Genomic DNA, 25397 nt, shown 5'->3' on the forward strand with positions numbered 1-25397 from the left:
CGGGCTTTTTTATGCGCTGTCGAATCGAACTGATAATTGCAAAAATTGCACGATTGATGGGGAAAGGAATCGTTCTTTACCACCGAGAAAGCGTTTTCTATAATGAATCTCAAGTAAGGACACAGCTTTTTATGGAAAGGAGAAAGGAATGGTCTTTTTAACCACACGTTCCCATGCATTACTGAAGGTGATACTCGACAGCTACTATCCGCTGAAAATTAAGGACGTCGCGCGCGATTTCCAGGTAAGCGAACGCACCGTCAAGTACGACCTGGATAACGTCAGGCAATGGCTAAAGGAACGAAATGTCATCCTCCATTCTCAACCGAATAAAGGGCTGTGGATCACGGAAGAGCAAGAGCATCGAAATGCTTTGAAGGAAAATTTGCAAAGGGATGACAGCAAGACACTCATTCTGCCGCAAAAGGATCGGGTCAAGCATTTTTTGTTCATTCTTCTGCTGTCAGAAGGGTATCAGCGGATGAACGATTTGGCCGACCATATGGGAGTCAGTCGCAATACTGTCGTGGCCGATGTCAAGGACGCGGAAAAGCTGCTCGATGGCTGGCGTCTCGAGCTCGTCACGAAGCAAAGGTACGGTGTACGTGTGGACGGGAGTGAGCGGCACAAGCGGTATGCTCTCGAAAACTTGATTCACGATCTGCTGGATGGAATCGACATGTATCGGATGGTACAGGGAATGCTTTTAGAGTATGGACAAGAAGCGCGAACAGGTCCGTTATTGGAGAAATGGCTGATCAGCCGGACAGAGTTAGGGGAGATCATTCACAGCATCAAAGCATGGATGAATGCTGCTGCGGAGACGCTGGCAGACCGAGTGTTGATTAGTTTACTGATTCGCTTATGCATTGTCGTCCATCGTGTACAAAGGGGCCAATTGGTCACTGCGGATGATGCCGAGATGGGAGAAGCGAGGCATTGGAGCGGGTACGAGCTATTTTCACACGAGGTTCGAGCATTCTGTCAGCGATTGAACGTCGATATTCTCGAACACGAGATTGCGTATGCGTGCCTTCCGCTACTAGGGACTGAACAGGTGCCAAGAGAAGCGCGTGCAGGTAGGATCGTTTTGGACGTTTTCCAGGCAACCAAGGAGCTGACAGAAGCGGTTAGCAGTCGGATGTTGGCACCGTTGTACGAGGATCAGGAGCTGGTCAGACTGCTTTTTGCTCATCTGGATGATAGTTTGAACCGTTATCGTCAGGGAGTTCTTTTTGCGAATCCACTGACGGAGGAGATTCGCCGTTCTTACGCACGCATGTTTGATGCAGTCAAACGCTCTTGCGAAGAAGTATTTTGGCATCGGGGGGTCTATTGGCTTGATGCAGACATTGCTTACTTTGTCCTGCATTTCCAGGCAGGTTATGATCGCTGGCTGGAGCAGAAAAAGGCAGATGCGCTTGTCGTTTGCGGAACAGGCAGAGGAACTTCGCGGTTTTTGAAAACGTATCTGGAAAGCGAATTGCGTTCACTTCGGGTCGTAGGTCTGTGTTCCAGCACAGAGGTAGAGAAGTATTTGGCGAGTCGTCGCGTGGATGTCATCATCAGTGTCCTGCCGATCAAAGCCGAGGTGCCTGTTGTGATTGTCAGTCCTCTTCCAACACGCCAAGATATCAACCAGATTCAGAACTGTCTGGAAGCTTTGCAAGTGGCGGAAGGAAATCGACAACAGGCTGTGAATGCTCGCAAGGAAGCTTGGTTCCCAACACTGACTACTGATCTCAATCCGTCAGATTTGCCGGTGGTGGAGAGATTGTCCCAGGATGTCATCTGCAAAGGGTATGAGATCAGTCAAAAAATCGTGACTGCTTTTCGGGAGTACGTAACGGAACAAATGGCAAGCGGACTGACGCTGCACCTGCTGTTGATGGTGAATCGACTGGCTTTTGGCTCACCCTATCAGGAGGAGTGGGAATCGGCGACTGAGGCAGAATCGAAAGAATGGAAGGCATGGCGTGAAAAGCTGAACCAATTGATGGCTGCGGCAAACCTCCAAGTTCCGCCTAGTGAAGTGACGGCCATTATGCGCTATTTTTTAGGAAAGGGGACGGTAGAGAGTGAAAGTGGATCTACTCATACGCAACGGACAGGTCATTGATCCTTCCCAGAACGTGAACGGGCACTATGATCTTGCTATTCGGGAAGGGCGGATCGTTGGGTTGTATGAGAAAGGGAAGACAACCGATGACCAAGGGATGAATCTGGAAGGCAAGGAAACGATCGATGCAGGGGGATACGTGGTGACTCCCGGTCTAATCGATCTGCACGCTCACGTTTTCCCGACAAAGACGAGTTTGGGCGTAGTCGCGGATCGGGTCGGCGTCGAGCAAGGAGTGACAACCGTAGTAGATGCTGGCAGTGTCGGGCTATGGTCGTTTGATGCTTTTCTTGAAGAAGCAGTGTATCCTTCTGTTACTCGTGTTCTGGCATTTCTGAACATTTCAGGGGATGGCTTGTGCACAGGCGGCGGGGAGCTCGCAGACATGTCGCGGTTAACCCCGAGAGAAGCAGCAGCCCTCATAAGAAAACAACCGATATTACGAGGGATAAAAGCCCGCATGAGCGGTTCTGTCGTCAAGCAAAACGGGATCCATCCCTTGCTCGTAGCCAAGGAAGCGGCGAGGGAAGCGGGCGTACCCATGATGGTACACATCGGAAACGCTCCGCCAAAACTCACGGAAATATTGCCTCTGCTAGACCGAGGGGACGTGGTGACACATGCGTTTCACGGAAAAAAAGGAGGGATGTTCGACGAACGAGGCGAGTTGATTCCAGAGGCGCAAGACGCGTTGGAGCGGGGAGTCTTACTCGACATCGGGCACGGCGAAGCGAGCTTCAGCTTCCAAACACTGCGTCATGCGCAGGCCCATGGTATTATGCCACATGTCATTAGCACGGATGTTCACCAGCGCAACATCGATGGTCCTGTGCACAGCTTGACGCACACACTTACGAAGTTTCTCGCTATGGGCTACTCGCTCGACGATGTGATTGCGGCGAGTACGCTAGGTCCATCACGAATTCTCGGGCTGGAAAACGAGATTGGAACGTTGAAAGTAGGGGCATGCGCGGACGTATCCATTTTGCAGATCAAAAAAGAGCCGACAATTTTGATGGACAGTGAACAAGAAACATTGGAGACAAAGGAAAGAGTAGTGGCTTATCAAGCGATTACTTCAGGAAAGGTACTGACATGCAAATGATTGATGACATTCTCAAGGAACTGGCTGAGACAAAATCGGATTATTTATCTGAAATTTCTGAATCAAAACAGATTCTCCAAAAAATAGAGGAGGAGTTTCGCCTCTTGGAGATTCATATACCGCGAGATCGCTGGCTAGCCATCGGGGCTCATGTAATGGCATTTGTACGACGGATGACAAACGGTGAAAAGCTGCCCGTGATTGAAGCGGAGTTATTCGCCGAAATTCATCCCGATATGGTTACGCTCTCGCACAAAGTCCTCTCGGAAGAAAAAAGTGCGTGGCAGGCAGATGATACAGAAGCGTTTCTGTTGGCTGTCCATTTTGAAGCCATTCGTGCCATGCAGATGGGACCATCGTAAAACATCGCTGTGAATAAAAGGAGGTTATGTATATGTCTAAGGTAAAAATCGTGATTGGTGATCGTCTCGGAAAAGGACAGAACATCGCAAAAGGAATCGAAGCTGCTGGCGGGACCGCGATCGTCATTCCAGGTGTTGGCGCTGATATGAAGGTAGGAGATGTCATGGTCAGTGAGAGTGCAGATCTCGGGCTGTCTTTTTGCGGAAGTGGTGGGGCTGGGGCACTGACTGCCAAGACCAAGTATGGTTTTCCGGTCGAGTACGGCTTGCGCTCAGTAGATGCTGGTATTACTGCCTTGCGTAGCGGCAAAAAAGTGATTGGTTTTGGCTTCATGGATATAGAAGAGCTGGGCAGACGCATGGTGGAAGAATACATCAAGCTGGGAGGGAAGTAATCCATGTACACGGAGACGACGCAGACCTTGCGATTATCCGGCAGTGGCGATACGAAAGAAGGGGCCTTCAACAAGATTTTTTCCCAAATCAAGCATGTCGTAGCGAGACAGACGAGTGATTTGGTCGTGCGAATCGAACCAGTAGGAGTTTCCATTGTGTCTGCGACAGAAACAGTGAAGCATGAGCGGTTTTTTGGATTGTTCTTTCCACGCAAACGAACGCGGTATGACATCACTGTAGATATTCAAGTGAGGCTGGGACTGGTCCAGGTAGAAAACATAACGTTTCAGCAGCAGACCGAGCAGACTGCGGGTATGGGGCAGTTGGTTCGTCAGCGATAGAAGCAGACAGGGGGTAGGTTCATGGTTACTTTGATGATTGTGTTGAAGTCGATCGTCATCGGGGCATTGGTCGGCTTCGGTGTTGGTGCGGGGGCGGCGAGGATGTTCCATGCACCCAATGTCCAAGGGATGGGAGCCTTCCGGACTTTTGGAGAGCTGAACGCATGTTCGGGCGATCCCATTTCCCACTTTTCATTTGGACTTGGCTTTTTGTTCAACTCATGGGCGTCTGTTGTCGGTGCCGGTGCTTTGACGCAAGATGTGGATCATCGCGTCATCCCGAACTGGGCAGCGGCTGTGCTGCTCTGGCGTAACAAGAATGTGGCAGAGACGTTGCACAATCCAAAGCAAATGGCAATTGCCGGGGCGGCGGTTGGTGTCGTGGTTGTAACACTGCTGAACTCAACCGCTACGGCGATTCCCGAATCGATGCAGCTTGTAGCGACGAAGGTACTGGTTCCTGCTGCGAACTGGTTGATCAACCCGATCATGCCGATTGTGTTCTGGATGGCGGCAATGGATGCAGGCAAACGGACAGGGATTTGGGGAACGGTCTTGGGCGGTTTATCGCATTTAGTCATGGGCAATGCGGTGCCTGGAATCGTCTTGGGTATATTGATCGGTAAAGGCTTGGATGACAGTGGTTGGAACAAAATTACGAAATCCATGTTTATTGCAGTCATTCTCTTGTTTGTATTCAGTGGCTTCTTCCGCGGTTTTGACGTCGCGCTCTTGAAGAGTATGTACGTGGAAATTCCACAGTGGTTGATAGAGCTCCACGAAACATTCGGATCGGTGGTGAAAAAGTAATGGGTGAATTGCAGGCAAAAGGGTTTTGGTATTCAGAATGGGCATTTCCCCTCTTTGTGGCGTGCTTGTCTTCAGGAATCTTTGCGGGTACTCATTTGTACTATGTGTATCATGTCGGTGCTTTTAACGATATCGCCATCGTTGCGATGCTGGAGGCAGGGATCAAGGGTGGCGGATACGGTGCGGCTGCTGCGTTTGGTGCGAGCTTTTTGTTCGCCCGCGTTTTGGAGGGACCGCTGGTTGGAATTCTCGATATTGGCGGCTCGTTGCAAACAGGTATCGGGATTGGCGTTCCAGCGTTGATGTTGGGAGCAGGCTTTACAGCTCCGTTGACTTCTTTTCCTTTGGCGCTGGCGACAGGTGCACTCTTGGGCTTCATCATTGGTACCGTGATTATTTTGATTCGGAAGTACACGATCAACGCATCGAACTCCACCTTTGGTGCGGATGTCATGATGGGAGCCGGAAACGCAGCAGGTCGTTACTTAGGTCCATTGATTGTCATTTCGGCGATTATGGCTTCGATTCCAGTTGGACTCGGCGCAACAGCAGGTGCAGCGATTTTTTACTATTACAACAAACCGATTGCGGGTGGTGCGATTATCGGAGCCATGATCCTCGGAGCCATTTTCCCGATCCCGACACAATGAGGGAAGAGCGAAGAGTTTTCACAGGAAGGATGGGCAAACCATGGGAATCTATCAGCAGCTAGGGTTGAAGCAAGTCATTAACGCAAGCGGTAAGATGACGGCACTGGGTGCAAGTGCCGTCCATCCTTCTATCGCACAGGCTATGGGAGAAGCGGCCATGGATTATGTAGAAATTAGCGAGCTGATGATTGTGGCAGGTCGTCATATCGCAGAGGCGACCGGAGCAGAAGACGGTTGTCCTACCTCGGGAGCAGCTGCAGGCATTGCCATTAGTGTAGCGGCAGTCATAGCCGGTCGCCATCTGAGTTTGATCGAACGGCTTCCTCTTTCCGACGGGTTGAATAACAAGATCATCATCCAAAAAGGACACGCGGTGCACTTCGGTGCTTCCATTCAACAGATGATTGCACTGGGCGGTGGGAAAGTCGTAGAGGTCGGGCATGCCAATCACGTAGAAGAAGACCATTTGCGAGAAGCCATTGATGATCAGACCGCAGCGCTGCTCTATGTCAAATCTCATCATGCGATTCAAAAAGGGATGCAGTCGCTCGACACGATGCTTCAACTCGGTCGGGAGTTTGGACTTCCGGTAATCGTAGACGCAGCGGCGGAGGAGGATCTGCGGCGCTATGTAGCGATGGGTGCCGATCTAGTCATCTACAGTGGCGGAAAAGCAATCGGCGGGCCAACGTCTGGGTTTATCACAGGTCGTGCCGATCTGGTGGCTGCATGTCGCGCGCAATATAAAGGCATCGGTCGTGCCATGAAGGTAGGAAAGGAAGCCATTGCGGGTTTACTTGCAGCGATTGGACAGTACGACCCCGAAAAGCAAAATGTTCCCGAGCAGCGTAGACGAGTGGAGTGGCTGGCAGGGGAACTGAACAGCTTGCCTGGTGTGAAAGCAGTGATCGCACAAGATGAGGCAGGCCGGGCGATCTATCGTGTGCAAGTTCAGCTTGACGAACGAGTGACGGGAATGACTGCTCGGGAGCTTACACGCCAACTGGAGCAAGGAAATCCAGCTATTTTTACCCGCAACCATTATGTGAATACGGGTATGATTGCCTTTGATCCACGACCGTTTCACCAGGGGCAAGAGCACATCATCGCAGCGCGAATGAAGGAACTACTGCTAAAACAGAGAGAAGGAGAATAACAAAAGTGGGCACACCGAAAATTCGTTTAAACGTTTTGGCAAGGGATGTAGAAAACGCAAAACAAATATGTTCCGTGGCTGATGGCCGCGCTCTTATCGGAATCTTAGTCAAAGGATTTGCGTCCGTAGAAGCAGCAATAACCGCAGTTGAACAATATCAGCAAGCAGGTGTACCAGTGTCTGTAGGGCTGGGCGCAGGTGATCCAACTCAATGGAAAAAGGTCGCTGAAGTCGCGGTGCAGACACAGCCAGATCACGTCAATCAGGTATTTCCGGCAGCAGGCTATACGCTCGGGGGGCTACAGGCAGTCGGCAACTCGCATACCATCGTGAATGCATTGATTGCCCCCGGCGGACAACCAGGAAAGGTTCAAGTCACAACGGGACCAATGAGCAACAAAGTGTCTGAATGGCTCTCTTGCGATGCAGCCACCGCGATGTTGGCGGAGATTGGCGTACACTCGGTCAAATTTTATCCAGTTGACGGGCTGGAGAGGCTCAATGAAATCAAGGCGATGGCAGAAGCAGCCGTACGTTACGGGATTCCCGTTTTTGAGCCGACTGGCGGGATCGATGCAGCTTCGATTCGCCCGATTGTGGAGGTATGCCTTGCCGCAGGTGCAAAGCAGGTCATTCCGCACATTTATACATCGATCGTCGACAAGGAAACGGGATTGACTCGTTTGGATCAGGTAGAAGAACTGCTGACTGCTATAGAAGGACTGTAGCAATTTTACGAGAAAGGGGTAGGAGTGAATCAGATGAGAGAGAGACAGGTCATCGTCGGGTTGGCACAGGGATTACACGCGCGTCCGGCTACTTTGTTTGTGAAAGTGGCAGCTTCCTTTTCCAGTGAAATCGGATTGAACAAGGATGAGAAGAAGGTGAATGCCAAGAGTATTATCGGCGTCATGTCCCTTGCTGTTTCAAAAGGACAGTCGGTCGTCTTGACTGCGGATGGTGCAGACGCGGAACAGGCGCTGGATGCATTGGAGCGCGTTTTGGTAAGTGTGGAGTAAAGGGATGCGTGAATGCGTGTAACAGAAAAGGGATGTCTCCAGTGAAAAGTCAGGAGACATCCCTTTCTCAATCCTGTTTCGTTGAGTTGAATCCTTTCATGATTAACCATATAGCCAAAACCAATTGTTGAAAGGCTATTGGAATGTTCAACGTCATGTAGGTTGCATCCAGACCGATGAAGCGAACCATAAAGAATAAGCTTGCCGATATGGACAATGTAGACCCAATAAGACCCCAGACTGACAACCAACGTGGAACTAATTTTGTTTGGTAAAATACGCAGGTAAACAAGAACATAGCTAGAACAAATGCCAGTGTCGTTGCCACATGGTTAACCAAATCACGTCCTTCCCGTAACAATCCACCCAGGATCTGAAAATACGATACATGCAAAGTTCCAAGTTTTGCAAATTCGTGACTTACTGTCAATAGCAACAGAAGAGTGATTACACCAATAATAATGAACACACCCGCAATGATCCCAAAAGCAACAGAGCCAAGAGCTAAACCTTTATGATGCTTACTTAAAATCGGATACAACAAAATAGGTATACCAACATAGGCAACGACCATTAACAACTGGAAAAACGCACCTATTCGTACCTGATTTTCATTTGTAGAAGCTTCGACAAGGTAGTTTGTTCCATCTATAACAGGAACAACACTACATATACCTGTAACTAACCCGACTATTAATAACACCCCAGTCATTACTGCTGACCTTCTACCTGCATTTGTACTCTTCCTCAGCATAATGAGCCTCCTTCTCATACACTACCTTTGGCGGATGAAATGAAGTGATGCTGCCTTCCTCGATATCAATATTATTCAGTTGAGATCCATGATTTGCTTCATTCTGAAATTCTGAAAGCAAAACCGAATATCTCCGAGCTCCGTTTCTTTAAAAATGCTGCCAAGTAAAATCAATACTCAAATACCCAATCTGTTTCTCCTTGAAGGTCAGCGCTTCTTTCGTTGCCAATTCCGGTTTGCGAAAACAGACAAGCTCTTTGTAATACCCAAAAGCGCGACACACTTCCGGTCGAACGCTATGGATGCCACACTGATCTTTTTGCATGTCGTAGAAGATACAAGTTCCAAACATTCTCGGTTGATTTTTCAGATCGTCACGTAGCTTTTTTGGAAGCGCTTTCAATTTTTTGTGTATCATTTTATACTCCTTCTCTGTTATGGGAACTGGACCACAGCACAATCCTTTACAGCCTTGGCAAGGCAATGCATCCATATCATCTACAACCTTTCGTCATGTGATGTTTGCTAGAAAGAACAAAAAAGATGATCCTCGCTGTTTCAGGAGATCATCTTAAGAACTACCGCATTCAATTGTGTTGGTTATTCAAAAATTCGGTAAGAAGAGAATACTGTACTTTTATTATAACACATGTAGGAAGATTTTGACGAATGCTTTCGAAAGAATGGCGGAACATTTGGGGAGGGGAGTGAAGGGGCTGCCATACAGCAGGCCCCTTTTGTATGCTCTCTTGTTTATTTCGTCAAAACATACAACCATTCACCGTTACAGTCCTCGTCGTCCTCAGTCAGGCCATCTAAGACGCGTTCAAAAGAGAAGCCGAGTTTCTCAATGATGCGTAGCGATGCTTCATTGTCTGGGTGTGCTTTTGCGTACAATCGATCCAATCCGATTACATCAAATGCGTACGTAGTAAGAGCGGAGGCAGCTTCAAAAGCATAGCCGTTCCCCCAATAATCCCGTCCGATTAAATAATAGAGCTCTTTTTCCGGAGCCAGAAAATCGAGAACGCCAACACCACACCAGCCAATGAACCTGCCAGTAGCCTTTTCGCGTATGGCCACAGAATATTTAAAAGGCTTGTCAAAAGGGGTTTCATAACTGCTTCGTAGCCAGCGAAATAAGCGCTTGTAGTTTTCCAGAGGCATTACGTCCATGGGCAGGTAGGTAAACAACTCCGGGTTTTGCATGAGTTCAAAAGATTCCATCAAATTATCTTCTGCGTAAGGACGGATGATGAGGCGTTCTGTTTCTAAATGCATGGCAGATATCGTTGCTTGCATGTAGGATGTCCCTTTCCATTTAGAAATGATCGCTGCATAAAAAAAGGAGAAGCGCTCACGGAAGCGCTTCTAACCTCATGTGTGTTTGATCAAAATGAGTTCTTCCACTTCTTCACTTCGTGCCTCCGAAAATGCCCGATCGACACCAAAAGGCTGAAAACCGTTTTTTTCTAACACTCGTATGGATGCAATGTTGTCATGAGCGACACGCGCATATACAGGACGTGTTCGGAGTTCCTCTAAAAAGAGGGTAAGTGCATTTGTCGCGATTCCTTTACCCCAAAAGCTTTTGTCAATCCAGTATCCAATCGTAGGCAAGCCAAACAGTTCAAAGCACAAAACATGACCGACAATCTGCCCATTCAAGACAATGGCTTTTTTCACAATCGAATCATTGTTCAAAATCCTTGTCCAATGAGCGGTGAATCCGTCTCTATCTTCAGGGTCCTTGACAGTAAAGGCCGCCATCTCATGAGCAGATTTGTCCAATTGTTGCCTGTAAAATATAGGGAGATCTGCCTCTGTTACTTCACGTAAAGCAAGGGACTGAGCACGCAATGGCTCCAAGGAAAAGCACCTCCAAAAAACATCAGCTATTCTCTCTTCACCAACACTTTGATAATCAACGAAAGTACCGCGAGAACCAAAATGACATTAGCGATGAGCATAAAGCTAGGTAAACCAAGCCTAAACAAGATGTACACACTCCTACTCGTTACAACCTTTGAAAGTGAAAAAGACTAGTTCTCTCCGGTGACAAGCATGATCGCAAAGCCATCATAGCCCTTGCTGCCAACTGTCTGTACAACGGTTCCACTGACACGCTGCTCTTCCGCTACCATATCGGTGAATTGACGTACACCGACAATATTAGGATCCGTGCTTGTTTCGTCCAAGACTTGACCACTTCGTACAACATTATCCGTGATAATCACAGTACCTTTGCGAGAGAGCTTCAATGCCCATTGGAAATAGTCGGGGTTTCCTTTTTTATCTGCATCTATAAAAATCATATCAAAAGGACCCTGATTTTCTTTGTGAAGTTGGATGAGGGAATCAAGGGCAAGTCCGACTTTCACTTCTACGATTTGATCGAGTCCTGCGCGGGCAATGTTCGATTGTGCAACTTCTGCATGCTTCGGATCATATTCGAGAGTAATGAGACGCCCGTCAGCAGGGAGTGCCCGGGCTAGCCAGATGGTACTGTATCCACCAAGAGTGCCAATTTCCAAGATCGAACGAGCGCCTTGGATCCGTGCTAACAGATGAAGGAATTTACCCTGATTGGGTGCTACATCAATAGCTGGAAGGCCTGCAGCTGCGTTCTCTTGAAGAACTGTGTCTAGAACGGAATCGGCTTCTAGTAATTTATCCGTAAAATAGTGATCAACCGCTGTCCATTGCTCTCTATTCATGATCTCAACTCCTCAAGATTTTACAGGGATATCATAACACGATTAGAAACTTCTGGCTGGCTTTTTTGTAGCGAATCACACATTTCAGCGGAAGGTTTCTATAGTGGATCAAGCCCTATAGGTAATATTTTCACTTGTTACCATTATTTTCGCATAGCGTGAACGATGAGTTTTCAAGATAATAGAAAAGTAATCCAAGCTAGCTAGTATAATCCAACCTTGGGGATTCTATTCAACGCGTTCGACTAAATGATGCAGTCAAAGTCGGCGCAATTTTTTTGTTCCATCGATAGGCAAATGTACCTATTATTGTTCGTTGTCAATTGAAGCGAAGTCCTATATGCTTATATCATTCACGTATGATATATGCGTACTACCCCGTACGCCCCAACCACTTTTTGTTGGTTGGGATTTTTTTTGTTCCATGTTATATCCAGCTATCTCCTATCGCGTTTCGATGCGATTTTTTATATCCTTATACATAGGACTTGCAATGTTCTTGGGGTCCGCGGTGACTCAAATTATGCAGAGGAGTCACCGCTTTTTTTTTACATACTTCCTCCGTTCCAGGTCAAGCTAGTAACAGGTGATTTTGGTCAGGAGGTGTTTTGTGTGCGGGCAACTTTCGTGGTGCTGACGCTGGCTTTTGCTTTGATTGTAACGGGGTGTACGAAGCAATCTGGTACAGAAACGAAGCAAAAAACGGAAGTGGAGTCGTTGTGCATGCCTGTTCCCGTTAGACATTATCAATGGGAAGAGCGCGCTAGATCGATTACAGCGAGCGTGAAGGGCATAGACAAAATAGTGGCAGTGCAAATCGACAAAGAGCTCGACGTAGCTATTCAAGTAACGAATTTTAATCGGTTCAAGTTGGAATCGATTCAAAAAGAAGTCGGAAAGAAATTAAAAGAGGCCTTTCCAGATGCCGATATTCATGTGACAGCTGACAAGCGATTGATAAAAGATTTGCAAAGGCTAAGTGACGAACCGTGGCCAACCGATGTAAAAGCGGCATGCCAGAAGAAGAAATCCTTAAAAGAAATAGAAAAGAAAATGAAGGGCTAGCCTATTTCAAAAACCTCACACACTATATGGGTAGAGTGAGGTTCTTGCTGTCTGTTTTGACAGAATGATCAAGGTGAAATGAATATTCTGTGATTACCTAACGAAGAAGAACTCCCTAACTGGGAGTCTATATAGGCTAGTGGTGATCATGATCGTAATGATGCGCGCGCTCTCGATCTCGATGGAAGTCGATGCCGCGTAATTCACCCTTGGCTTTTTCCACAAGTACTTGATAATCTCTTACCACTTCCGTCAAGGTCGTAACGGATTCCTTATAGTCGGGATCATTACAGATTCCATCTATCGCTCGATGGAGGTGATACATCTTATCTTCGGTTTTTCGGATAAATTCTACCCAATCCATTCCGTTCATAAAATACCTCCTTTCCGTCATAGGCTTTACTCCCATGCGCGAAAGTATGCAAGGTGAAATTGCGAATATATGACTTGTATGTAATCTACTAATGAACTTTGGTCTTGTAACAATAATCTGTTCATGATAACATACCTCACATCAATAGCATCAAAGGACGAGACTTGAGGTGTATCAGATGAGCGGGTTAGCCAAACTGAATCGAACGCTAGAGAAAATCATGCCCATACTCACGCCGAGTAGTGTTGCCATTGGCGTAATAGCAGGAACACATTTGCAACCGTTTGCTTTTTTGTCTCCTTGGGTATTTGCCTTCATGACATTTGCCGGCAGTCTGGGTTCAGGATTTAAAGAATTTGCAAAGGTACTGACCAGACCACTGCCTTTAATCGTCAACTTATTCATTCTACATGCACTTATGCCGCTAATTGCTTGGTCAATGGCACGGTTGTTTTATCCAGATGATATCCATGTCATCACGGGCTTTTTATTGGCTGCTTTAATTCCAACGGGGATCACGAGCTTTTTGTGGTCATCGATTTATTTCGGGAACATCGCATTAACGCTATCCATTATTTTGTTGGATACGATGCTCTCCCCATTGATTGTTCCGTTGGGGATGTCCTTGTTTTTAGGGGCAACAGTGGAGATGGATTTGGCTGAACTGATGAAGGGTTTATTTTATATGATCGTGTTGCCATCGCTTGTCGGTATGCTGCTCAACCATTTATCAAAAGGGAACGTCAAAAAAACGCTGGCACCAAAATTAGCGCCATTTTCTAAGATGGGAATGGGTGTTGTCGTCGCGATCAACAGCTCGATGGTCTCGTCTTACTTTCATATGATGGACGCAAAACTGGTGGGGATGGCGATCCTTGTGTTGTTTGTAGCTATTTTGGGTTATTTGATGGGGTGGGGGATCGCAAGGCTGTTCGGATGGGAGCGGGATGTGATCGTCACGTTAACCTTCAACAGTGGAATGCGAAACATTAGTGCTGGGGCAGTTATGGCGATCACGTACTTTCCTGCGCCTGTTGCGCTTCCCGTTGTTCTCGGTATGCTTTTTCAGCAAATACTCGCTTCTACCTTCGGAAAGTTTTTGGAGCTGGTCGAGAAAAGACCGCAGCATCAAACACAGGAATTATCCAGTTAAAAGTAAGAACCGTTTTCCAATTAATTTTTGGAAAACGGCTTTTTTCTTATGGTCCTCAAGACTTGGCAGAACAAATGGGGAGACTTTTAGAGAGGAACCTCTCATAAGGCAAGTACCTACCGTTTTCTCTCACCGTTCATGAGGAATTGAAAAAAAGGTTGCGAACTTGTGTTCGTAATCACTATAATGGAAATACAATTTCTCACACAGGATGAGGCGGGTGGAAACGCGTGGCTAACGGCGATCTTGAAGTAACGGACAAAGAAAGAGAGGCATTTATGTACATGCTGCGAGATTCGGGAAGAGAAAATTATCCATTGAATGTGAGCTGGTGTGTGTCCTTTGAGGGGGAGCGGGGGAATACGTGCAGCATGTGGGGTGTGGTTAAATGGGTAGACCCGAAGGCCAGGCGTGTTCAATTAGCAAACCAAACGATTAGTCAATGGATCGAGATGGAGAAAATTATCAATGTCCATGCATAGCTGTGCGTGTGGAAACCTTACATGAAATTCAACTCATGTAGGGTTTCTTTCTTTTCGCACAAAAATCCAAGTCTATATGTAATGAAATCTAACACAAAAATACAGAAAATTCGAAAGTTTGGTTGACATCCGTTCTTTTCATGTTAGAATATGTTACATAGCATGCATTCTCTCCACTTCCTATTTGACCCAATCATTGGGTCCTTTTTTTTTGCCTATGTTTCATTCGTCGGATATGGCTTCCCATCGGCTTGAAATAACTTGCTCACCATTCCATAAAGACGACCTGACATGTTAGGAAAAACGAAGGAGTATTCATTCGCTCCTTGATTTAGCAAGACGATCGGTGCTTCCACGATGTAGGGGACTTTCATTAGATCAAGCATCTTTTTATATTCCTCTACCTTGGAATGGTCGACCATATAATAAAATGATTTGGAAAAATTCATGCGAGCACGCTCCTTTCCCTTATTGTAGCATATCCACAGTCAGGCGAATAAATAAACATAATAAATATTATGTAAACAATGTAATTTCCTCTTTCTAATATGAAGAGAGAAGATTCACAAAGACTTCTACCTATGATAGAATAAAAGACCGAAATTTTACCAATAGGAGAAAAATGATGATAATCAGCCAACAACTACTTTCTGTGAATGGGTTATCCTACACGATTCGCTCTGCAATAGAAACAGATGCAAAACAGTTGTCGGAATTGCGACTGCAAATCGATGGAGAGACTGAAAATTTGGACAGAGAAAGAGGAGAGGCTTTCATTGATGTGCAAGGATTCGAACACATCATCAATACGGATGCAGAAAGTCCAAGAAACTTGTTTTTAGTTGCGGTTGTACAGGATCGGATTGTCGGGTTTTCCAGATGTGCAGGTGTTTACTTAAACAGATTTGCACACAAAGTAGAGTTTGGTGTATGCGTCTTACAAGAGTTATGGGGTTATGGCATAGGGAAGAATCTCTTGCAAGAATCAGTTGCCTGGGCAGACGCCAACCACATTACCAAAATGACGTTGAATGTGATGGAAACGAATGAGAAAGCCATTGAGCTGTACAAACGATTTGGTTTTGAAATCGAAGGGGTACTCAGGGGTGACAAAGTTCTTTCCGATGGCAATTACTACAACACCATTATTATGGGAAGATTCATAAATGACAGGAGAGTAACATGACGAGAAAACGAGCGAGAGAATGTGGCGTATTGATTGGGACGGGTACCCCAGGTGTGTATAATGCAATTACAGATGTAAAAGGAGTCCGAGTCGGCCACAAAACGATTCACAAGGAAGACGTTTGTTCAGGTGTCACGGTGATAGTTCCCAACGACGGACAATTGGAGGGGCAGCATTTTCCTGCTGGTTTTTTCTCCTTTAACGGTACGGGAGAGTTTACGGGAAGTCACTGGATAGAAGAGACCGGTACGCTTGTGACACCGATCTTATTTACGGGAAGCCATCTGCTAGGGCTGGCACATCATCATCTTGCTCGTGCGACGAGAAAAATCGAGGGGCTTGAACCGTTTTCTAATGGAATCGTCGCGGAGACATGGGATGGTTGGTTAAGTGATCTCGAAAAGACGCAGATTCAGTATGAGGATTTGGAAGAAGCGATTGTAGAGGCGCATACAGGAAATGTCGAGGAAGGCAATGTAGGCGGAGGTACCGGGATGATCTGCTTCGAATTCAAGGGCGGAATCGGAACCTCCTCACGCATCGTCGAGACTGAATGTGGCACTTTTACTGTTGGGGCATTAGTGCAGACGAATTTTGGCAGAAGACAGGATTTGAAAGTGAATGGCATTCCTGTGGGCCAGATGATCTCCGAAAATGAAGTTCCTTTGCCGTGGGTAACACCAGAAAATGATGGTTCTTTCTTAGTCACGATTGCGACAGACGCGCCTCTCTTGCCGACACAATGCAAGCGCATTTCCAAGCGAGCGTCACTCGCGATGGCACAGCTCGGCGCGATTGGCGAGGAGGGTAGCGGTGATTTCTTTCTGACCTTTTCCACAGGAAATTGCTATTCATATGGCGACGAGCAAATGAGCACAATGAAAATGTTTCCGTCCGAACAACTGGATGCACTGTTTGAAGCAGCAATCGAAGCGGTCAAGGAAGCGATCCTGAACTCCATGTTAATGGCGGAAACGATACAAGGCCAGAAAAACAGAACCGTACATGCATTACCACTTGATCGTTTCGTAGAAATCATGTCTCGTTAAATGAAAAAACTCCGCTAGCGCTTAGCGGAGTTTTGTTGTCAGCTCATTTGTTAAACAATTGTTTAACTACTGAAGAAGCTACGGCTGGAACGCTTTCTTTTATAATGAGAGCTGCCGTGATGGGAATGGCCGTACCGATTACTACTAGAGCTGTATTTTCTGCGATGTTTGTAATCGCTGCTGCTGTATTTCCGGTACTTGTGCGAAGATGAGTGATTACCGAGTAAATTTTTCAAAAGCTTCTTGAGCATATCAATCACTCCTAGTTAGGTTGGAAGTCTATTCCGTATAAGTATATACGAATATGTTAGAGAATCGTTTCATTATTTTTCTACGTTTTCGTGAAAGGCTGGACCGATCAGATCAATCCGGTTCGTCCATATGCCCCCTGTAAAGCTTGCAGGCACTCGTTTTAAATCAGTCGGAACATCAAAGCCTTGCGACACATCTCCACTGCCTGCGACTAAGATCACGCGGGTGTCTTTTGCTTCCATTCTTGCCATGAAACGATTCGGCCAACCCCAGAGCCATGGGGCAATCTGATCGGGAATATGTAGTTGAGTCTGTGAACAAGCATCGGGCACATATCCAGACCAACCTACTGCCATGTACGGAATGAGGCAGCTTTTTAGTGATGCTTTGGACATGACACGCAGCTCTGGCATTTGTTGTTTCAGTATCTCAATAGGATTGTCACCGCCATAAACAGAAAGCTGTGCCAATCGTTCAGCGGGCAATGCTGCCAAAACATCCGCCAACGCTTTCCCCTCAAGTGGGTCATTGCTTTTGATATGAATAAGCAGGGAGCGATCAGGGAAAGTTTGTAGCACATCATCGAGAGAGGGCATCATACCAATCCCTTTTCCACGGAAGGGAAAGGTCTTCCCTTCATCCGCTGTGTAATTGTGGCCAATGTCGAGCTGTTGTAATTCGGCCAAGGTATAATCTCTCGTGACACCTGTACCATTTGTCCGACAGTCGAGCGTCCAGTCATGAAACACGGCGAATCGATTGTTTTTGGTCCATTGCACATCGAGCTCGACGACGTCCGCGCCTGCATCAAAAGCCGCTTTCATGGAAGGAATCGTATTTTCCAGGTACGGGTGCTCCGGTGGATAAATCCGTTCTGCCGTACAAGTTTCATTGGTGATGTTCTCCATATGAAAGGTTTGTGCCATCCCGCGGTGAGCAAGTAAAAAAGGCTCGCCTTCAGGCTCTTTTGCAAAATAAGAGCTGTTACCCAGAAACAGGAATGCGATGAAAAGAAGGGGAATCCAGATGCGTTTTCGCTGGAACCATCTCTTTCGTGGTTGATCTCGTTGTTTTGACATGATGGGATACCGCCCCTTCCTTGTAATACTGTGTTCATTGTAGCAAAACGCAAGGGAGGAAGGTACAACCTTTGGGAGTAGTGCTAGGGGCTTGGCATCATTCGAAAAGACTGGCACAATAGACGGAAGATAAGATGTATCCATGCGAAAGCAAGGGGAGGTTCCATGAAAATCGCATTACACCAAATCGCTTATCAGATCGGCATGCACCCAACCGAGATGGCGAAGCTTGTCTACGAGGGTGAAATAACAGGAGACGTACCTGACCGCAATCCGCAAGCGAAGGATGCCTGGGTGGATTTGCACTCTCTGCGTAACTTTATTCAATGGCGATATGATCAAGGGCAGATGGACCAGATGTTCTATGATAAAGCTATGCGTCACCTGAACAAAGCAATGCCAAAAAAATAATCAAATTTGGAGGAGAAACATGCAAGACTCTATCATTTACTGCATGGTACCAAAAGCATATTGGGAAAAGTGGATGGACAAGGATCACTACTTACCGCGCGATTACGAGCAGGAAGGCTTTATTCACGCGACAAAAGGGGACGAGCTGCTTGAAAAGGTAGCAAACCGCGTCTACGCACAGTTTGACGAGGAGTTGTATGTACTCGTTGTCGATGAAACCAAAACGACTTCGGAAGTAAAATACGAGGCAGCGAAGGATGGATTGCTGTATCCGCACATCTACGGACCGTTGAATCAAGATGCGATTGTGGATATGAAGCAATTAAATCGGATAGACGGCCAGTGGCGTCTGGGAACGTCCATCCGCTAATCTCTACCAGTTAAACCATTTGAGTAGCGCAAGCACTTCTTGGCGCTTGGCCTCAGGTAGCTTGTCGAGTCTGCGCAAGAGAAGATCGATTCGCATGCGCTGTTCCACCTCGGATACAGGTACCTTTTGCCCCTTCACCCATTGTCGTTTCAGGCGGACGGGATCTGTATCAGAGATGATCCGAAGCAGCTTTCTTTCCAGCAAATCTAAGGAAGCCATAGGGGAAACCCTCTTTTTCGTTTAATCCGTTTCTTCTATTATAACACGGGTACATAAAGAAACCATGATTGGCGCACAATGGTAAAGGTGTTGCATATAACCCTTTGTAGGAGGCATATCGATCATGGCGAAGCCGGATGACCGTTCTGACAACGCAGAAAAGCTGCAAAACATGATTTCTAATACGGAAGAGAACATTCGTGAGTCCGAAGCTTACCTAGCGGCTAATGCTGGCGAGATTTCCGAGGAGGAAAGAACAAACCTCGAAGCGAAAAATCAGCGTCGTGAAGAAAGCATCGAGGGATATCGCGCGGAAATCAAGGATGAATCTTCGCAGGCTTAACCTTACTACCAAACGTCTGGCGCCAACTATGCGTCAGGCGTTTTTTCATTCTATTGGGCAAAAGTGTAACAAAACATGATTTGTTTTGCGAAACATGGTAATCTGTAATGGTACAAATTGAATAAGAGGAGAAAGACTTATGAAGCGACCAGAAGATACACGCGTCGTTGTCGGCATGTCCGGCGGAGTCGACTCCTCCGTGACGGCTTACCTGCTTAAACAACAGGGATATGACGTCATCGGCATCTTCATGAAAAACTGGGATGATACCGATGAATTCGGCCACTGCACGGCGGAAGAAGACTTCCAGGATGTCCGGCGCGTCTGTGAACAGATCGGCATTCCATATTACACGGTAAACTTTGAAAAAGAATACATGGATAAGGTATTCCAGTATTTTTTGGATGAATATAAACGAGGCCGTACACCGAATCCGGATGTCATGTGCAACCGTGAAATCAAGTTCGGCGAGCTTCTTGCCAAGGTCATGGATCTTGGGGCGGATTATATTGCCACCGGCCATTACGCGCAGGTCAAGCACATTGATGGCGAATACAAACTCATTCGTGGCGCTGACAACAACAAGGATCAGACTTACTTCTTGAATGTATTGGGCCAAGAACAGCTTTCCAAAACGATGTTCCCGATTGGTCATCTCCCGAAACCTCAAGTAAGGGAGATCGCAGAGAAAGCAGGACTCTATACAGCGAAAAAGAAGGATAGTACAGGGATCTGCTTTATTGGAGAGCGCAACTTCCGTGAGTTCCTGCAAAACTATTTGCCTGCCAAACCAGGAAATATCGAGACCGTAGAAGGAGCAATCATCGGCACGCACGACGGACTGATGTACTATACATTGGGTCAACGACAAGGCTTAGGAATAGGTGGAGGTCATGGCACGAGCGGACAGCCTTGGTTTGTTGTAGACAAAGATCTGGAGCGTAATGTCCTGATCGTAGGTGAAGGCTCTGATCATATTCGTCTGTACTCGAAGAGCCTCTTGGCAACCAACGTTAGCTGGGTGAGTGATAAGAAGCCTTCCGAAACGTTTACTTGTACAGCGAAATTCCGTTATCGCCAGCCAGATCAGGGAGTAACTATTCACCTGCTGGAGGACGGAAACGTGGAGGTCATTTTTGACCAGCCGCAAAAGGCGGTAACACCTGGTCAGGCTGTCGTCTTCTACGATGGGGAAGTGTGCTTGGGTGGCGGTACGATTGACAAGGTACGCTTAGTTGATAAAGAGAACTAAGATAGACGGGGGAAGCACTCGGTGGATGCTACGAAAAAATCAAAAGTGATTATCGTTTCGTTTTTGGCGGGAGCGGTTCTCTTGGCGATCATCTCTTATTTCGGGATGGCCTCCATGGGTAAAGAGCATATGGCGACGATCCAAAACGTCATCAAGGAGAACGGCGGGGTTGTAGTTGCGGGTGGAGTGACAGCGGTTCCGAAGGAGGAAAGTCCTTTTACCAATAGCGGAAAAGGCAATACCATCTACCGAATCTACTATACGAAAGATGGACAAACGTTGACGGCTTGGTATCGTGCTGATAACGAATCCTCCATCAAGAAAGAGCCGGAAGCTTGGATTCTGCCGTGAAAACAAGGATAAACCTGACTGGGAGAGTGAAGGCAACACATGACCCAATATGCTGGACTGCGTGAACTAGCTGAACTGATTCAAAGACTCGAGCCAGAGTTAGCGAGTGCACAATTAAGTATTCTTGCTCATGAAAATAAAGAGGAAATCGCAACGCAGTTAGTGGAAGGACTCGGGACGAAGGTTCCTGTCCAACATAGCTCCGGCGAATATGCGAATCATTTGGCGGTGTTGCGGGTAGGAGCGAATAAGTACACCTTGGCGCAAGATTGGAGAGAAGTGTACATCAGTGAAATCAATTACTGTGCGTGTCGCATACCTCCAGGGGCCCATGGATTGTTGGTTCGCCATATCGATTATCCAGGTGTGATTTATGATGTCTCACGAAAACTGGCCGAACATCAAATCAATGTTTCCAAGTTGAATGTATCGCGTGAGCAAAAAGGGAAGAATGCCCTGCTTATCTCTGTGACCGATGAAGAGATTACACCGACGATTGTATCTGCCATCGAAGAGCTGCCCCAAATCACCAAAGTGTTATCTCTACAGTAAGCGAATCATGATAAACAAAAACTGCCCGTTTTTAGCGGGCAGTTTTTTTCGTAGCGAATTTGAGTCCTTGGCTAATTAAGACTGGCAAGACGGACGAATGATTTTCGTCAGCAAATTCTTTAAAGGATGCCTTGATCTGACCTTTGCCCATGGAGGACAATCGTTCGATCATCGCCAGAGATTTTTCTTTGACCAAGAATCGCCCATCGTTTTCCAACTCCCCGATGGTGAGGAGTGCATGGACGTCGAGGTCATCTGTCAGCAGGCTCGGTAATTGACTCTCCTTCGCAAGCAGTACGCTCTCATTCCAATGGATCGAAGGACTGCCAGCTATATAACGCTGAAAAGCGTGTGGTCTCGACAAAAGTACATGCAAGACAAACAAGCCACCTAACGAATGTCCAAAAATCGCTTGTTGCGTCCGATCGATGGGGAAGTCGTTTTCGATACTCGGCTTGAGCTCCTCCTCTAAAAAGGTGAGGAACTGCTCTGCTCCCCCCATCTGAGGCCAGTCTGCTCCTTGTGGGTTGCCAGGAAGCTCTGAGACGGGAACTTCATACGTGTAATCAAAGAAACGGGCAGGGTGGTACGGACCGTCCGTTGGATACCCAATCCCGACGATGATAGCAGGATACACGCCAGTTCGTTCAGGGCCACGTGATTGTATCCGTATCGCTTCGGTCATGGTTGCAAAAACAGAGTTGCCATCTAGCAAATATATGACGGGAAAGCCTGATTCCGGAGGGGGATCGGCAGGTATACTTACGAAAATGTGATAGTCACGCTCTTGATAAGTCATGATTTTACTGTAAGAACGAGGAATGACGACAGGTTGATAGTCGGTGCTTTTCATGAGGGCTACTCTCCAATCTATCCAAGGCTAACCAACGCACACAAAATCTATTATATGAACGATAACCAGAGATTGGCAATAGCCGAAAAAGGAGAATAGTTAGTTTTCGAAAAGAGCGCATACTGAGCTTGACTCCTACGATATATTGAGGTAAAGTAAGTTTTACCAACTACATATTGATGCGGTGAGGTGTTTACCAGCCAGATTTGGTAGACTTAATAGGGAAGTCGGTGAGAATCCGACGCGGTCCCGCCACTGTAATGAGAGAGTTCCATTTGGGGAAAGAATGCCACTGATCTTGAGGGATCGGGAAGGTGAAAATGGAGCGATGATCCTAAAGCCAGGAGACCTGCCTAACCGCTTGCACTGTTTAACCTACGGGAGATAGGGAAGTGTTCGAGCGCGCAATTCGTATTGGCGAATTGCTGATGGAAGTCATCACGCGCATTCGGCATGTAAACGTCGGATGCGCTTTTACTTTGGCTAAATAACATACATACAGAGTAAAAATAGCAGGGGATAGGATGAGGGACATGCTAATCGCTTATGATTCAAAAACAGGAAACGTCCGAAGATTCGTCAACAAAATTAATTTGCCACATGTGGAAATTAGTCAAGATATGGTGTTGGACGAGCCATTCATTTTGATAACATACACGACGGGATTCGGACAAGTGCCGGAGAAGGTGGCGACGTTCCTGAAGCGAAATCATGTCCATCTGCGGGGAGTATCCGCCAGCGGTAACCGCAACTGGGGAACCAGCTTTGCCAAAAGCGCGGATACGATCGCGAGCCAATATGGCGTTCCGGTGATTTCTAAATTTGAACTGTCCGGTACCGGCCGTGACGTGGAACAATTTACGAGTGGGGTGGCAGCAATTGCGGCATATTGAATTGAACAACGAACTGATGCAGCGTGGCAATGACGGATTTTATCAACTGGAAAAGGATCGGGAAGCGGTTGCGGTCTTCATGGAAGAAGTGCAGTCCAATACGATGACTTTTGGCAGTGTCAAAGAGCGCATGGACTATTTGATCGAGAATGACTTCTATGAAAACGTCTATGAAACATACACTGTTGAGCAGGTCGATGAAGTTTACCGTTTGGCCTATGACGCTGATTTTCAATTTGCTTCGTACATGGCTATCTCCAAATTTTATAAAGATTACGCTTTGAAAACGAACGATAAATCGATGTATTTGGAGCAGTATCCAGACCGGGTGGCCGTTGTGGCACTGTCCCTTGGACAAGGTGACTTTGAGCTCGCCAAGCGTTTGACAGTATCCATGATGGATCAACGCTTGCAACCAGCGACACCAACCTTCCTGAATGCAGGCAAAAGCCGCCGTGGAGAAATGGTCTCCTGCTTCTTGCTCGAAATGGATGATTCACTGAACTCCATCAACTTTATTTTGGGAACTTGTATGCAGCTATCCAAAATTGGCGGCGGTGTGGCCGTGAACTTGTCCAAGCTCCGCGGACGAGGAGAGCCGATCAAAGGCGTCGAGGGCGCAGCAAAAGGTGTTATGCCCGTTCTCAAGCTGTTGGAAGATGCGTTTTCCTACGCAGATCAAATGGGGCAACGTAAAGGCTCGGGTGCAGCGTACTACAACATCTTCGGTTGGGATATCAACGAGTTTCTCGATTGCAAAAAGATCAATGCCGATGAAAAAGCACGCATCAAAACATTGTCCATCGGCCTGATCGTACCAAACGTGTTCTACAAGCTGGCTGAGGAAAACAAGCCATTGAATGTGTTTGCTCCGTACTCCGTGTACAAAGAATACGGTGTGCATCTGGATGATATGGACCTCGATGACATGTACGAGGAGCTCTTGGCAAACGATCGCATCAAGAAAAAGACCGTGATGAGCGCACGCGAGATGTTGACCAAAATCGCGATGATTCAAATGGAATCGGGCTATCCGTACATCATGAACAAAACGAATGCGAACAACAACCATGCACTGAAAGATCTTGGTTCGGTGAAAATGTCCAACCTGTGCACGGAAATCTTCCAGTTGCAGGAGACTTCGACGATCACCAATTACGGCGAGATGGATATCATCCGTCGCGATATTAGCTGCAATCTAGCATCGCTCAATATCGTCAACGTGATGGAACGCAAAATGATCCGTGAATCCGTCCACGAAGGAATCGAAGCCATTACAGCCGTGAGTGACATGACGCGTGTAGAAAACGCTCCAGGCGTTCAAAAGGCAAACAGTGAGCTGCACTCAGTAGGTCTCGGTGCGATGAACCTGAACGGTTATCTGGCAAAGAACAGAATCGCTTACGAAAGTGAAGAAGCCAAGGATTTCGCTCGTACGTTTTTCATGATGATGAACTTCTACTCCTTGGAAAAAAGCATGGAAATTGCCAAGGAAACAGGCAAGACCTTCTTGGGCTTTGAACAATCGGAATATGCAAAAGGCACTTATTTTAACAAGTATTTGACGAACGATTACAGCCCGCGGACGGAAAAAGCAAAGCTTCTCTTTGAAGGAATGCACATTCCGACGTCAGAGGATTGGGCGGAACTACAGCAAAAGGTGCAAAAGTATGGCGTTTACCATGCGTACCGTTTGGCAATTGCACCGACACAGAGTATTTCCTACATTCAGAATGCGACTTCTAGCGTGATGCCAATCGTTGAGCACATCGAAACGAGAACGTATGCCAACTCTACGACGTATTACCCGATGCCGTACTTGTCGCAGGAAAACTATTTTTACTACAAATCGGCGTATGTGATCGATCAATTCAAAGTGATTGATCTGATTGCCGAAATTCAAGAGCACATTGACCAAGGAATTTCGACTGTGCTGCACGTGAACAGCAATATTTCAACCAGAGAACTGGCTCGCTATTACATTTACGCAGCGAAAAAAGGTCTGAAGTCACTCTACTATACGCGTACGAAGCATTTGACTGTAGAAGAGTGCATTAGCTGCGCGATTTAGTGAACGAGCTTCAC

General features: G+C 46.8%; 34 protein-coding genes and 1 riboswitch. Of the genes, 23 read left to right on the forward strand and 11 right to left on the reverse strand.

The features are described 5' to 3' along the window. Window positions 1-148 precede the first annotated feature (148 nt). Genes POF51_RS00715 through POF51_RS00760 form a run of 10 tightly spaced genes read left to right on the forward strand, consistent with a single transcriptional unit; the run spans window position 149 to window position 7958 of the window. On the forward strand, window positions 149-2119 hold the full coding sequence (locus tag POF51_RS00715; protein WP_069844821.1) for a BglG family transcription antiterminator: 1971 nt from the start codon (window positions 149-151) through the stop codon (window positions 2117-2119). After that, window positions 2079-3224, forward strand: coding sequence for an amidohydrolase/deacetylase family metallohydrolase (locus POF51_RS00720; protein WP_069844822.1), 1146 nt, complete (start codon window positions 2079-2081; stop codon window positions 3222-3224). The genes POF51_RS00715 and POF51_RS00720 overlap by 41 nt, the downstream gene beginning before the upstream one ends. Further along, window positions 3215-3586 (forward strand): hypothetical protein, encoded by a 372-nt coding sequence (locus POF51_RS00725; RefSeq protein ID WP_069844823.1) that lies wholly within the window; start codon window positions 3215-3217, stop codon window positions 3584-3586. Before POF51_RS00720 ends, POF51_RS00725 begins: the two co-directional genes overlap by 10 nt. Before the next feature lie 32 nt (window positions 3587-3618). Further along, a complete protein-coding gene (locus tag POF51_RS00730) occupies window positions 3619-3981 on the forward strand; it encodes an SFCGS family glycine-rich protein (RefSeq protein ID WP_069844824.1) in 363 nt (120 codons plus the stop codon). A gap of 3 nt (window positions 3982-3984) precedes the next feature. Then, window positions 3985-4323 carry a DUF4312 family protein gene (locus POF51_RS00735; RefSeq protein ID WP_069844825.1) on the forward strand — a complete coding sequence of 113 codons (339 nt, stop codon included), beginning with the start codon at window positions 3985-3987 and terminating at the stop codon, window positions 4321-4323. Window positions 4324-4344: 21 nt separating this feature from the next. After that, entirely contained in the window at window positions 4345-5133 is a 789-nt protein-coding gene (locus POF51_RS00740) for a DUF4311 domain-containing protein (protein ID WP_069844826.1), read from the forward strand. Next, window positions 5133-5783: a DUF4310 family protein gene (locus POF51_RS00745; RefSeq protein WP_017249034.1), complete on the forward strand. Its 651-nt coding sequence runs from the start codon at window positions 5133-5135 to the stop codon at window positions 5781-5783. The genes POF51_RS00740 and POF51_RS00745 overlap by 1 nt, the downstream gene beginning before the upstream one ends. Before the next feature lie 40 nt (window positions 5784-5823). After that, a complete protein-coding gene (locus POF51_RS00750; protein WP_069844827.1) occupies window positions 5824-6939 on the forward strand; it encodes a DgaE family pyridoxal phosphate-dependent ammonia lyase in 1116 nt (371 codons plus the stop codon). Between the two features lie 5 nt (window positions 6940-6944). Further along, the gene (locus POF51_RS00755) at window positions 6945-7667 is read left to right on the forward strand and encodes a KDGP aldolase (RefSeq protein ID WP_069844828.1); all 723 of its coding nucleotides are present in this window, start codon (window positions 6945-6947) and stop codon (window positions 7665-7667) included. Between the two features lie 33 nt (window positions 7668-7700). Further along, window positions 7701-7958: an HPr family phosphocarrier protein gene (locus POF51_RS00760; protein ID WP_017249031.1), complete on the forward strand. Its 258-nt coding sequence runs from the start codon at window positions 7701-7703 to the stop codon at window positions 7956-7958. A 67-nt stretch (window positions 7959-8025) separates the two neighbouring features. On the opposite strand, the gene POF51_RS00765 is transcribed toward POF51_RS00760, so the two are convergent. The 5 genes from POF51_RS00765 to POF51_RS00785 all read right to left on the reverse strand — a co-directional run bounded on the left by POF51_RS00765 (window position 8026) and on the right by POF51_RS00785 (window position 11429). Next, a complete protein-coding gene (locus POF51_RS00765) occupies window positions 8026-8712 on the reverse strand; it encodes a DUF4386 domain-containing protein (RefSeq protein ID WP_069844829.1) in 687 nt (228 codons plus the stop codon). Between the two features lie 148 nt (window positions 8713-8860). Then, window positions 8861-9205, reverse strand: coding sequence for a YkgJ family cysteine cluster protein (locus tag POF51_RS00770; RefSeq protein ID WP_069844830.1), 345 nt, complete (start codon window positions 9203-9205; stop codon window positions 8861-8863). Window positions 9206-9465: 260 nt separating this feature from the next. Beyond that, window positions 9466-10014: a GNAT family N-acetyltransferase gene (locus POF51_RS00775; RefSeq protein ID WP_069844831.1), complete on the reverse strand. Its 549-nt coding sequence runs from the start codon at window positions 10012-10014 to the stop codon at window positions 9466-9468. A 75-nt stretch (window positions 10015-10089) separates the two neighbouring features. After that, on the reverse strand, window positions 10090-10581 hold the full coding sequence (locus POF51_RS00780; protein WP_069844832.1) for a GNAT family N-acetyltransferase: 492 nt from the start codon (window positions 10579-10581) through the stop codon (window positions 10090-10092). Between the two features lie 173 nt (window positions 10582-10754). Then, a complete protein-coding gene (locus POF51_RS00785) occupies window positions 10755-11429 on the reverse strand; it encodes an O-methyltransferase (RefSeq protein ID WP_069844833.1) in 675 nt (224 codons plus the stop codon). A gap of 612 nt (window positions 11430-12041) precedes the next feature. On the opposite strand from POF51_RS00785, the gene POF51_RS00790 reads away from it, so the two are divergent. Next, window positions 12042-12494: a YhcN/YlaJ family sporulation lipoprotein gene (locus tag POF51_RS00790; protein WP_069844834.1), complete on the forward strand. Its 453-nt coding sequence runs from the start codon at window positions 12042-12044 to the stop codon at window positions 12492-12494. 136 nt (window positions 12495-12630) lie between these two features. Here POF51_RS00790 and POF51_RS00795 read toward each other — a convergent pair whose 3' ends face one another. Then, window positions 12631-12867, reverse strand: coding sequence for a hypothetical protein (locus POF51_RS00795; protein WP_069844835.1), 237 nt, complete (start codon window positions 12865-12867; stop codon window positions 12631-12633). A 178-nt stretch (window positions 12868-13045) separates the two neighbouring features. Here POF51_RS00795 and POF51_RS00800 point away from each other — a divergent pair, with 178 nt between their 5' ends. Next, window positions 13046-14020 (forward strand): bile acid:sodium symporter family protein, encoded by a 975-nt coding sequence (locus POF51_RS00800; RefSeq protein ID WP_069844836.1) that lies wholly within the window; start codon window positions 13046-13048, stop codon window positions 14018-14020. A gap of 230 nt (window positions 14021-14250) precedes the next feature. Beyond that, window positions 14251-14502 carry a hypothetical protein gene (locus POF51_RS00805; RefSeq protein WP_017249020.1) on the forward strand — a complete coding sequence of 84 codons (252 nt, stop codon included), beginning with the start codon at window positions 14251-14253 and terminating at the stop codon, window positions 14500-14502. A gap of 215 nt (window positions 14503-14717) precedes the next feature. Here the strand turns inward: POF51_RS00805 and POF51_RS00810 are convergent, their stop codons facing one another. Next, window positions 14718-14951, reverse strand: coding sequence for a hypothetical protein (locus tag POF51_RS00810; protein WP_069844837.1), 234 nt, complete (start codon window positions 14949-14951; stop codon window positions 14718-14720). Window positions 14952-15127: 176 nt separating this feature from the next. Here POF51_RS00810 and POF51_RS00815 point away from each other — a divergent pair, with 176 nt between their 5' ends. Together POF51_RS00815 and POF51_RS00820 are read left to right on the forward strand one after the other, a co-directional pair. Then, entirely contained in the window at window positions 15128-15688 is a 561-nt protein-coding gene (locus tag POF51_RS00815) for a GNAT family N-acetyltransferase (RefSeq protein ID WP_069844838.1), read from the forward strand. After that, the gene (locus POF51_RS00820) at window positions 15685-16737 is read left to right on the forward strand and encodes a P1 family peptidase (protein WP_271753275.1); all 1053 of its coding nucleotides are present in this window, start codon (window positions 15685-15687) and stop codon (window positions 16735-16737) included. Before POF51_RS00815 ends, POF51_RS00820 begins: the two co-directional genes overlap by 4 nt. A 62-nt stretch (window positions 16738-16799) precedes the next feature. Here POF51_RS00820 and POF51_RS00825 read toward each other — a convergent pair whose 3' ends face one another. Together POF51_RS00825 and POF51_RS00830 are read right to left on the reverse strand one after the other, a co-directional pair. After that, window positions 16800-16988: a hypothetical protein gene (locus POF51_RS00825; RefSeq protein WP_017249016.1), complete on the reverse strand. Its 189-nt coding sequence runs from the start codon at window positions 16986-16988 to the stop codon at window positions 16800-16802. A 72-nt stretch (window positions 16989-17060) separates the two neighbouring features. Next, complete coding sequence (locus tag POF51_RS00830) at window positions 17061-18068, reverse strand: glycerophosphodiester phosphodiesterase family protein (protein WP_069844840.1); 1008 nt, start codon at window positions 18066-18068, stop codon at window positions 17061-17063. Window positions 18069-18233: 165 nt separating this feature from the next. Here POF51_RS00830 and POF51_RS00835 point away from each other — a divergent pair, with 165 nt between their 5' ends. Together POF51_RS00835 and POF51_RS00840 are read left to right on the forward strand one after the other, a co-directional pair. Further along, a complete protein-coding gene (locus POF51_RS00835; RefSeq protein ID WP_017249014.1) occupies window positions 18234-18479 on the forward strand; it encodes a hypothetical protein in 246 nt (81 codons plus the stop codon). A gap of 19 nt (window positions 18480-18498) precedes the next feature. Further along, entirely contained in the window at window positions 18499-18849 is a 351-nt protein-coding gene (locus POF51_RS00840) for a DUF952 domain-containing protein (RefSeq protein WP_017249013.1), read from the forward strand. Between the two features lie 3 nt (window positions 18850-18852). On the opposite strand, the gene POF51_RS00845 is transcribed toward POF51_RS00840, so the two are convergent. Then, the gene (locus POF51_RS00845) at window positions 18853-19068 is read right to left on the reverse strand and encodes a hypothetical protein (protein WP_069844841.1); all 216 of its coding nucleotides are present in this window, start codon (window positions 19066-19068) and stop codon (window positions 18853-18855) included. A 124-nt stretch (window positions 19069-19192) separates the two neighbouring features. On the opposite strand from POF51_RS00845, the gene tlp reads away from it, so the two are divergent. The 4 genes from tlp to POF51_RS00865 all read left to right on the forward strand — a co-directional run bounded on the left by tlp (window position 19193) and on the right by POF51_RS00865 (window position 21566). Continuing rightward, window positions 19193-19411, forward strand: coding sequence for a small acid-soluble spore protein Tlp (gene tlp / locus POF51_RS00850; protein ID WP_017249011.1), 219 nt, complete (start codon window positions 19193-19195; stop codon window positions 19409-19411). Window positions 19412-19550: 139 nt separating this feature from the next. Beyond that, window positions 19551-20663 carry a tRNA 2-thiouridine(34) synthase MnmA gene (gene mnmA / locus POF51_RS00855; protein ID WP_069844842.1) on the forward strand — a complete coding sequence of 371 codons (1113 nt, stop codon included), beginning with the start codon at window positions 19551-19553 and terminating at the stop codon, window positions 20661-20663. Between the two features lie 21 nt (window positions 20664-20684). Further along, the gene (locus POF51_RS00860) at window positions 20685-21014 is read left to right on the forward strand and encodes a hypothetical protein (protein WP_144615083.1); all 330 of its coding nucleotides are present in this window, start codon (window positions 20685-20687) and stop codon (window positions 21012-21014) included. Between the two features lie 39 nt (window positions 21015-21053). Next, window positions 21054-21566 (forward strand): ACT domain-containing protein, encoded by a 513-nt coding sequence (locus tag POF51_RS00865; protein ID WP_069844844.1) that lies wholly within the window; start codon window positions 21054-21056, stop codon window positions 21564-21566. A gap of 31 nt (window positions 21567-21597) precedes the next feature. On the opposite strand, the gene POF51_RS00870 is transcribed toward POF51_RS00865, so the two are convergent. Then, complete coding sequence (locus tag POF51_RS00870; protein ID WP_069844845.1) at window positions 21598-22419, reverse strand: alpha/beta hydrolase; 822 nt, start codon at window positions 22417-22419, stop codon at window positions 21598-21600. 170 nt (window positions 22420-22589) lie between these two features. Beyond that, window positions 22590-22790: riboswitch (cobalamin riboswitch) on the forward strand. Window positions 22791-22952: 162 nt separating this feature from the next. Here POF51_RS00870 and nrdI point away from each other — a divergent pair. Together nrdI and nrdE are read left to right on the forward strand one after the other, a co-directional pair. Continuing rightward, complete coding sequence (nrdI, locus tag POF51_RS00875) at window positions 22953-23312, forward strand: class Ib ribonucleoside-diphosphate reductase assembly flavoprotein NrdI (RefSeq protein WP_271753287.1); 360 nt, start codon at window positions 22953-22955, stop codon at window positions 23310-23312. After that, window positions 23299-25383 (forward strand): class 1b ribonucleoside-diphosphate reductase subunit alpha, encoded by a 2085-nt coding sequence (gene nrdE / locus POF51_RS00880; protein WP_069844846.1) that lies wholly within the window; start codon window positions 23299-23301, stop codon window positions 25381-25383. Before nrdI ends, nrdE begins: the two co-directional genes overlap by 14 nt. Window positions 25384-25397 lie beyond the last annotated feature (14 nt).

This window comes from Brevibacillus sp. AG (assembly GCF_028369215.1).
Classification (GTDB): Bacteria; Bacillota; Bacilli; order Brevibacillales; family Brevibacillaceae; genus Brevibacillus; species Brevibacillus porteri.

What these genes read in the sequence shown, in the direction of transcription:
- POF51_RS00715 (WP_069844821.1), top strand. Translation starts at nt 149, where the DNA reads ATGGTCTTTTTAACCACACGTTCCCATGCATTACTGAAGGTGATACTC.
- POF51_RS00725 (WP_069844823.1), top strand. Translation starts at nt 3,215, where the DNA reads ATGCAAATGATTGATGACATTCTCAAGGAACTGGCTGAGACAAAATCG.
- POF51_RS00730 (WP_069844824.1), top strand. Translation starts at nt 3,619, where the DNA reads ATGTCTAAGGTAAAAATCGTGATTGGTGATCGTCTCGGAAAAGGACAG.
- POF51_RS00735 (WP_069844825.1), top strand. Translation starts at nt 3,985, where the DNA reads ATGTACACGGAGACGACGCAGACCTTGCGATTATCCGGCAGTGGCGAT.
- POF51_RS00740 (WP_069844826.1), top strand. Translation starts at nt 4,345, where the DNA reads ATGGTTACTTTGATGATTGTGTTGAAGTCGATCGTCATCGGGGCATTG.
- POF51_RS00745 (WP_017249034.1), top strand. Translation starts at nt 5,133, where the DNA reads ATGGGTGAATTGCAGGCAAAAGGGTTTTGGTATTCAGAATGGGCATTT.
- POF51_RS00750 (WP_069844827.1), top strand. Translation starts at nt 5,824, where the DNA reads ATGGGAATCTATCAGCAGCTAGGGTTGAAGCAAGTCATTAACGCAAGC.
- POF51_RS00760 (WP_017249031.1), top strand. Translation starts at nt 7,701, where the DNA reads ATGAGAGAGAGACAGGTCATCGTCGGGTTGGCACAGGGATTACACGCG.
- POF51_RS00765 (WP_069844829.1), bottom strand. Translation starts at nt 8,712, where the DNA reads ATGCTGAGGAAGAGTACAAATGCAGGTAGAAGGTCAGCAGTAATGACT.
- POF51_RS00770 (WP_069844830.1), bottom strand. Translation starts at nt 9,205, where the DNA reads ATGGATGCATTGCCTTGCCAAGGCTGTAAAGGATTGTGCTGTGGTCCA.
- POF51_RS00775 (WP_069844831.1), bottom strand. Translation starts at nt 10,014, where the DNA reads ATGCAAGCAACGATATCTGCCATGCATTTAGAAACAGAACGCCTCATC.
- POF51_RS00785 (WP_069844833.1), bottom strand. Translation starts at nt 11,429, where the DNA reads ATGAATAGAGAGCAATGGACAGCGGTTGATCACTATTTTACGGATAAA.
- POF51_RS00795 (WP_069844835.1), bottom strand. Translation starts at nt 12,867, where the DNA reads ATGAACGGAATGGATTGGGTAGAATTTATCCGAAAAACCGAAGATAAG.
- POF51_RS00800 (WP_069844836.1), top strand. Translation starts at nt 13,046, where the DNA reads ATGAGCGGGTTAGCCAAACTGAATCGAACGCTAGAGAAAATCATGCCC.
- POF51_RS00810 (WP_069844837.1), bottom strand. Translation starts at nt 14,951, where the DNA reads ATGAATTTTTCCAAATCATTTTATTATATGGTCGACCATTCCAAGGTA.
- POF51_RS00815 (WP_069844838.1), top strand. Translation starts at nt 15,128, where the DNA reads ATGATAATCAGCCAACAACTACTTTCTGTGAATGGGTTATCCTACACG.
- POF51_RS00820 (WP_271753275.1), top strand. Translation starts at nt 15,685, where the DNA reads ATGACGAGAAAACGAGCGAGAGAATGTGGCGTATTGATTGGGACGGGT.
- POF51_RS00825 (WP_017249016.1), bottom strand. Translation starts at nt 16,988, where the DNA reads ATGCTCAAGAAGCTTTTGAAAAATTTACTCGGTAATCACTCATCTTCG.
- POF51_RS00830 (WP_069844840.1), bottom strand. Translation starts at nt 18,068, where the DNA reads ATGTCAAAACAACGAGATCAACCACGAAAGAGATGGTTCCAGCGAAAA.
- POF51_RS00835 (WP_017249014.1), top strand. Translation starts at nt 18,234, where the DNA reads ATGAAAATCGCATTACACCAAATCGCTTATCAGATCGGCATGCACCCA.
- POF51_RS00840 (WP_017249013.1), top strand. Translation starts at nt 18,499, where the DNA reads ATGCAAGACTCTATCATTTACTGCATGGTACCAAAAGCATATTGGGAA.
- POF51_RS00845 (WP_069844841.1), bottom strand. Translation starts at nt 19,068, where the DNA reads ATGGCTTCCTTAGATTTGCTGGAAAGAAAGCTGCTTCGGATCATCTCT.
- tlp (WP_017249011.1), top strand. Translation starts at nt 19,193, where the DNA reads ATGGCGAAGCCGGATGACCGTTCTGACAACGCAGAAAAGCTGCAAAAC.
- mnmA (WP_069844842.1), top strand. Translation starts at nt 19,551, where the DNA reads ATGAAGCGACCAGAAGATACACGCGTCGTTGTCGGCATGTCCGGCGGA.
- POF51_RS00865 (WP_069844844.1), top strand. Translation starts at nt 21,054, where the DNA reads ATGACCCAATATGCTGGACTGCGTGAACTAGCTGAACTGATTCAAAGA.
- POF51_RS00870 (WP_069844845.1), bottom strand. Translation starts at nt 22,419, where the DNA reads ATGAAAAGCACCGACTATCAACCTGTCGTCATTCCTCGTTCTTACAGT.
- nrdI (WP_271753287.1), top strand. Translation starts at nt 22,953, where the DNA reads ATGCTAATCGCTTATGATTCAAAAACAGGAAACGTCCGAAGATTCGTC.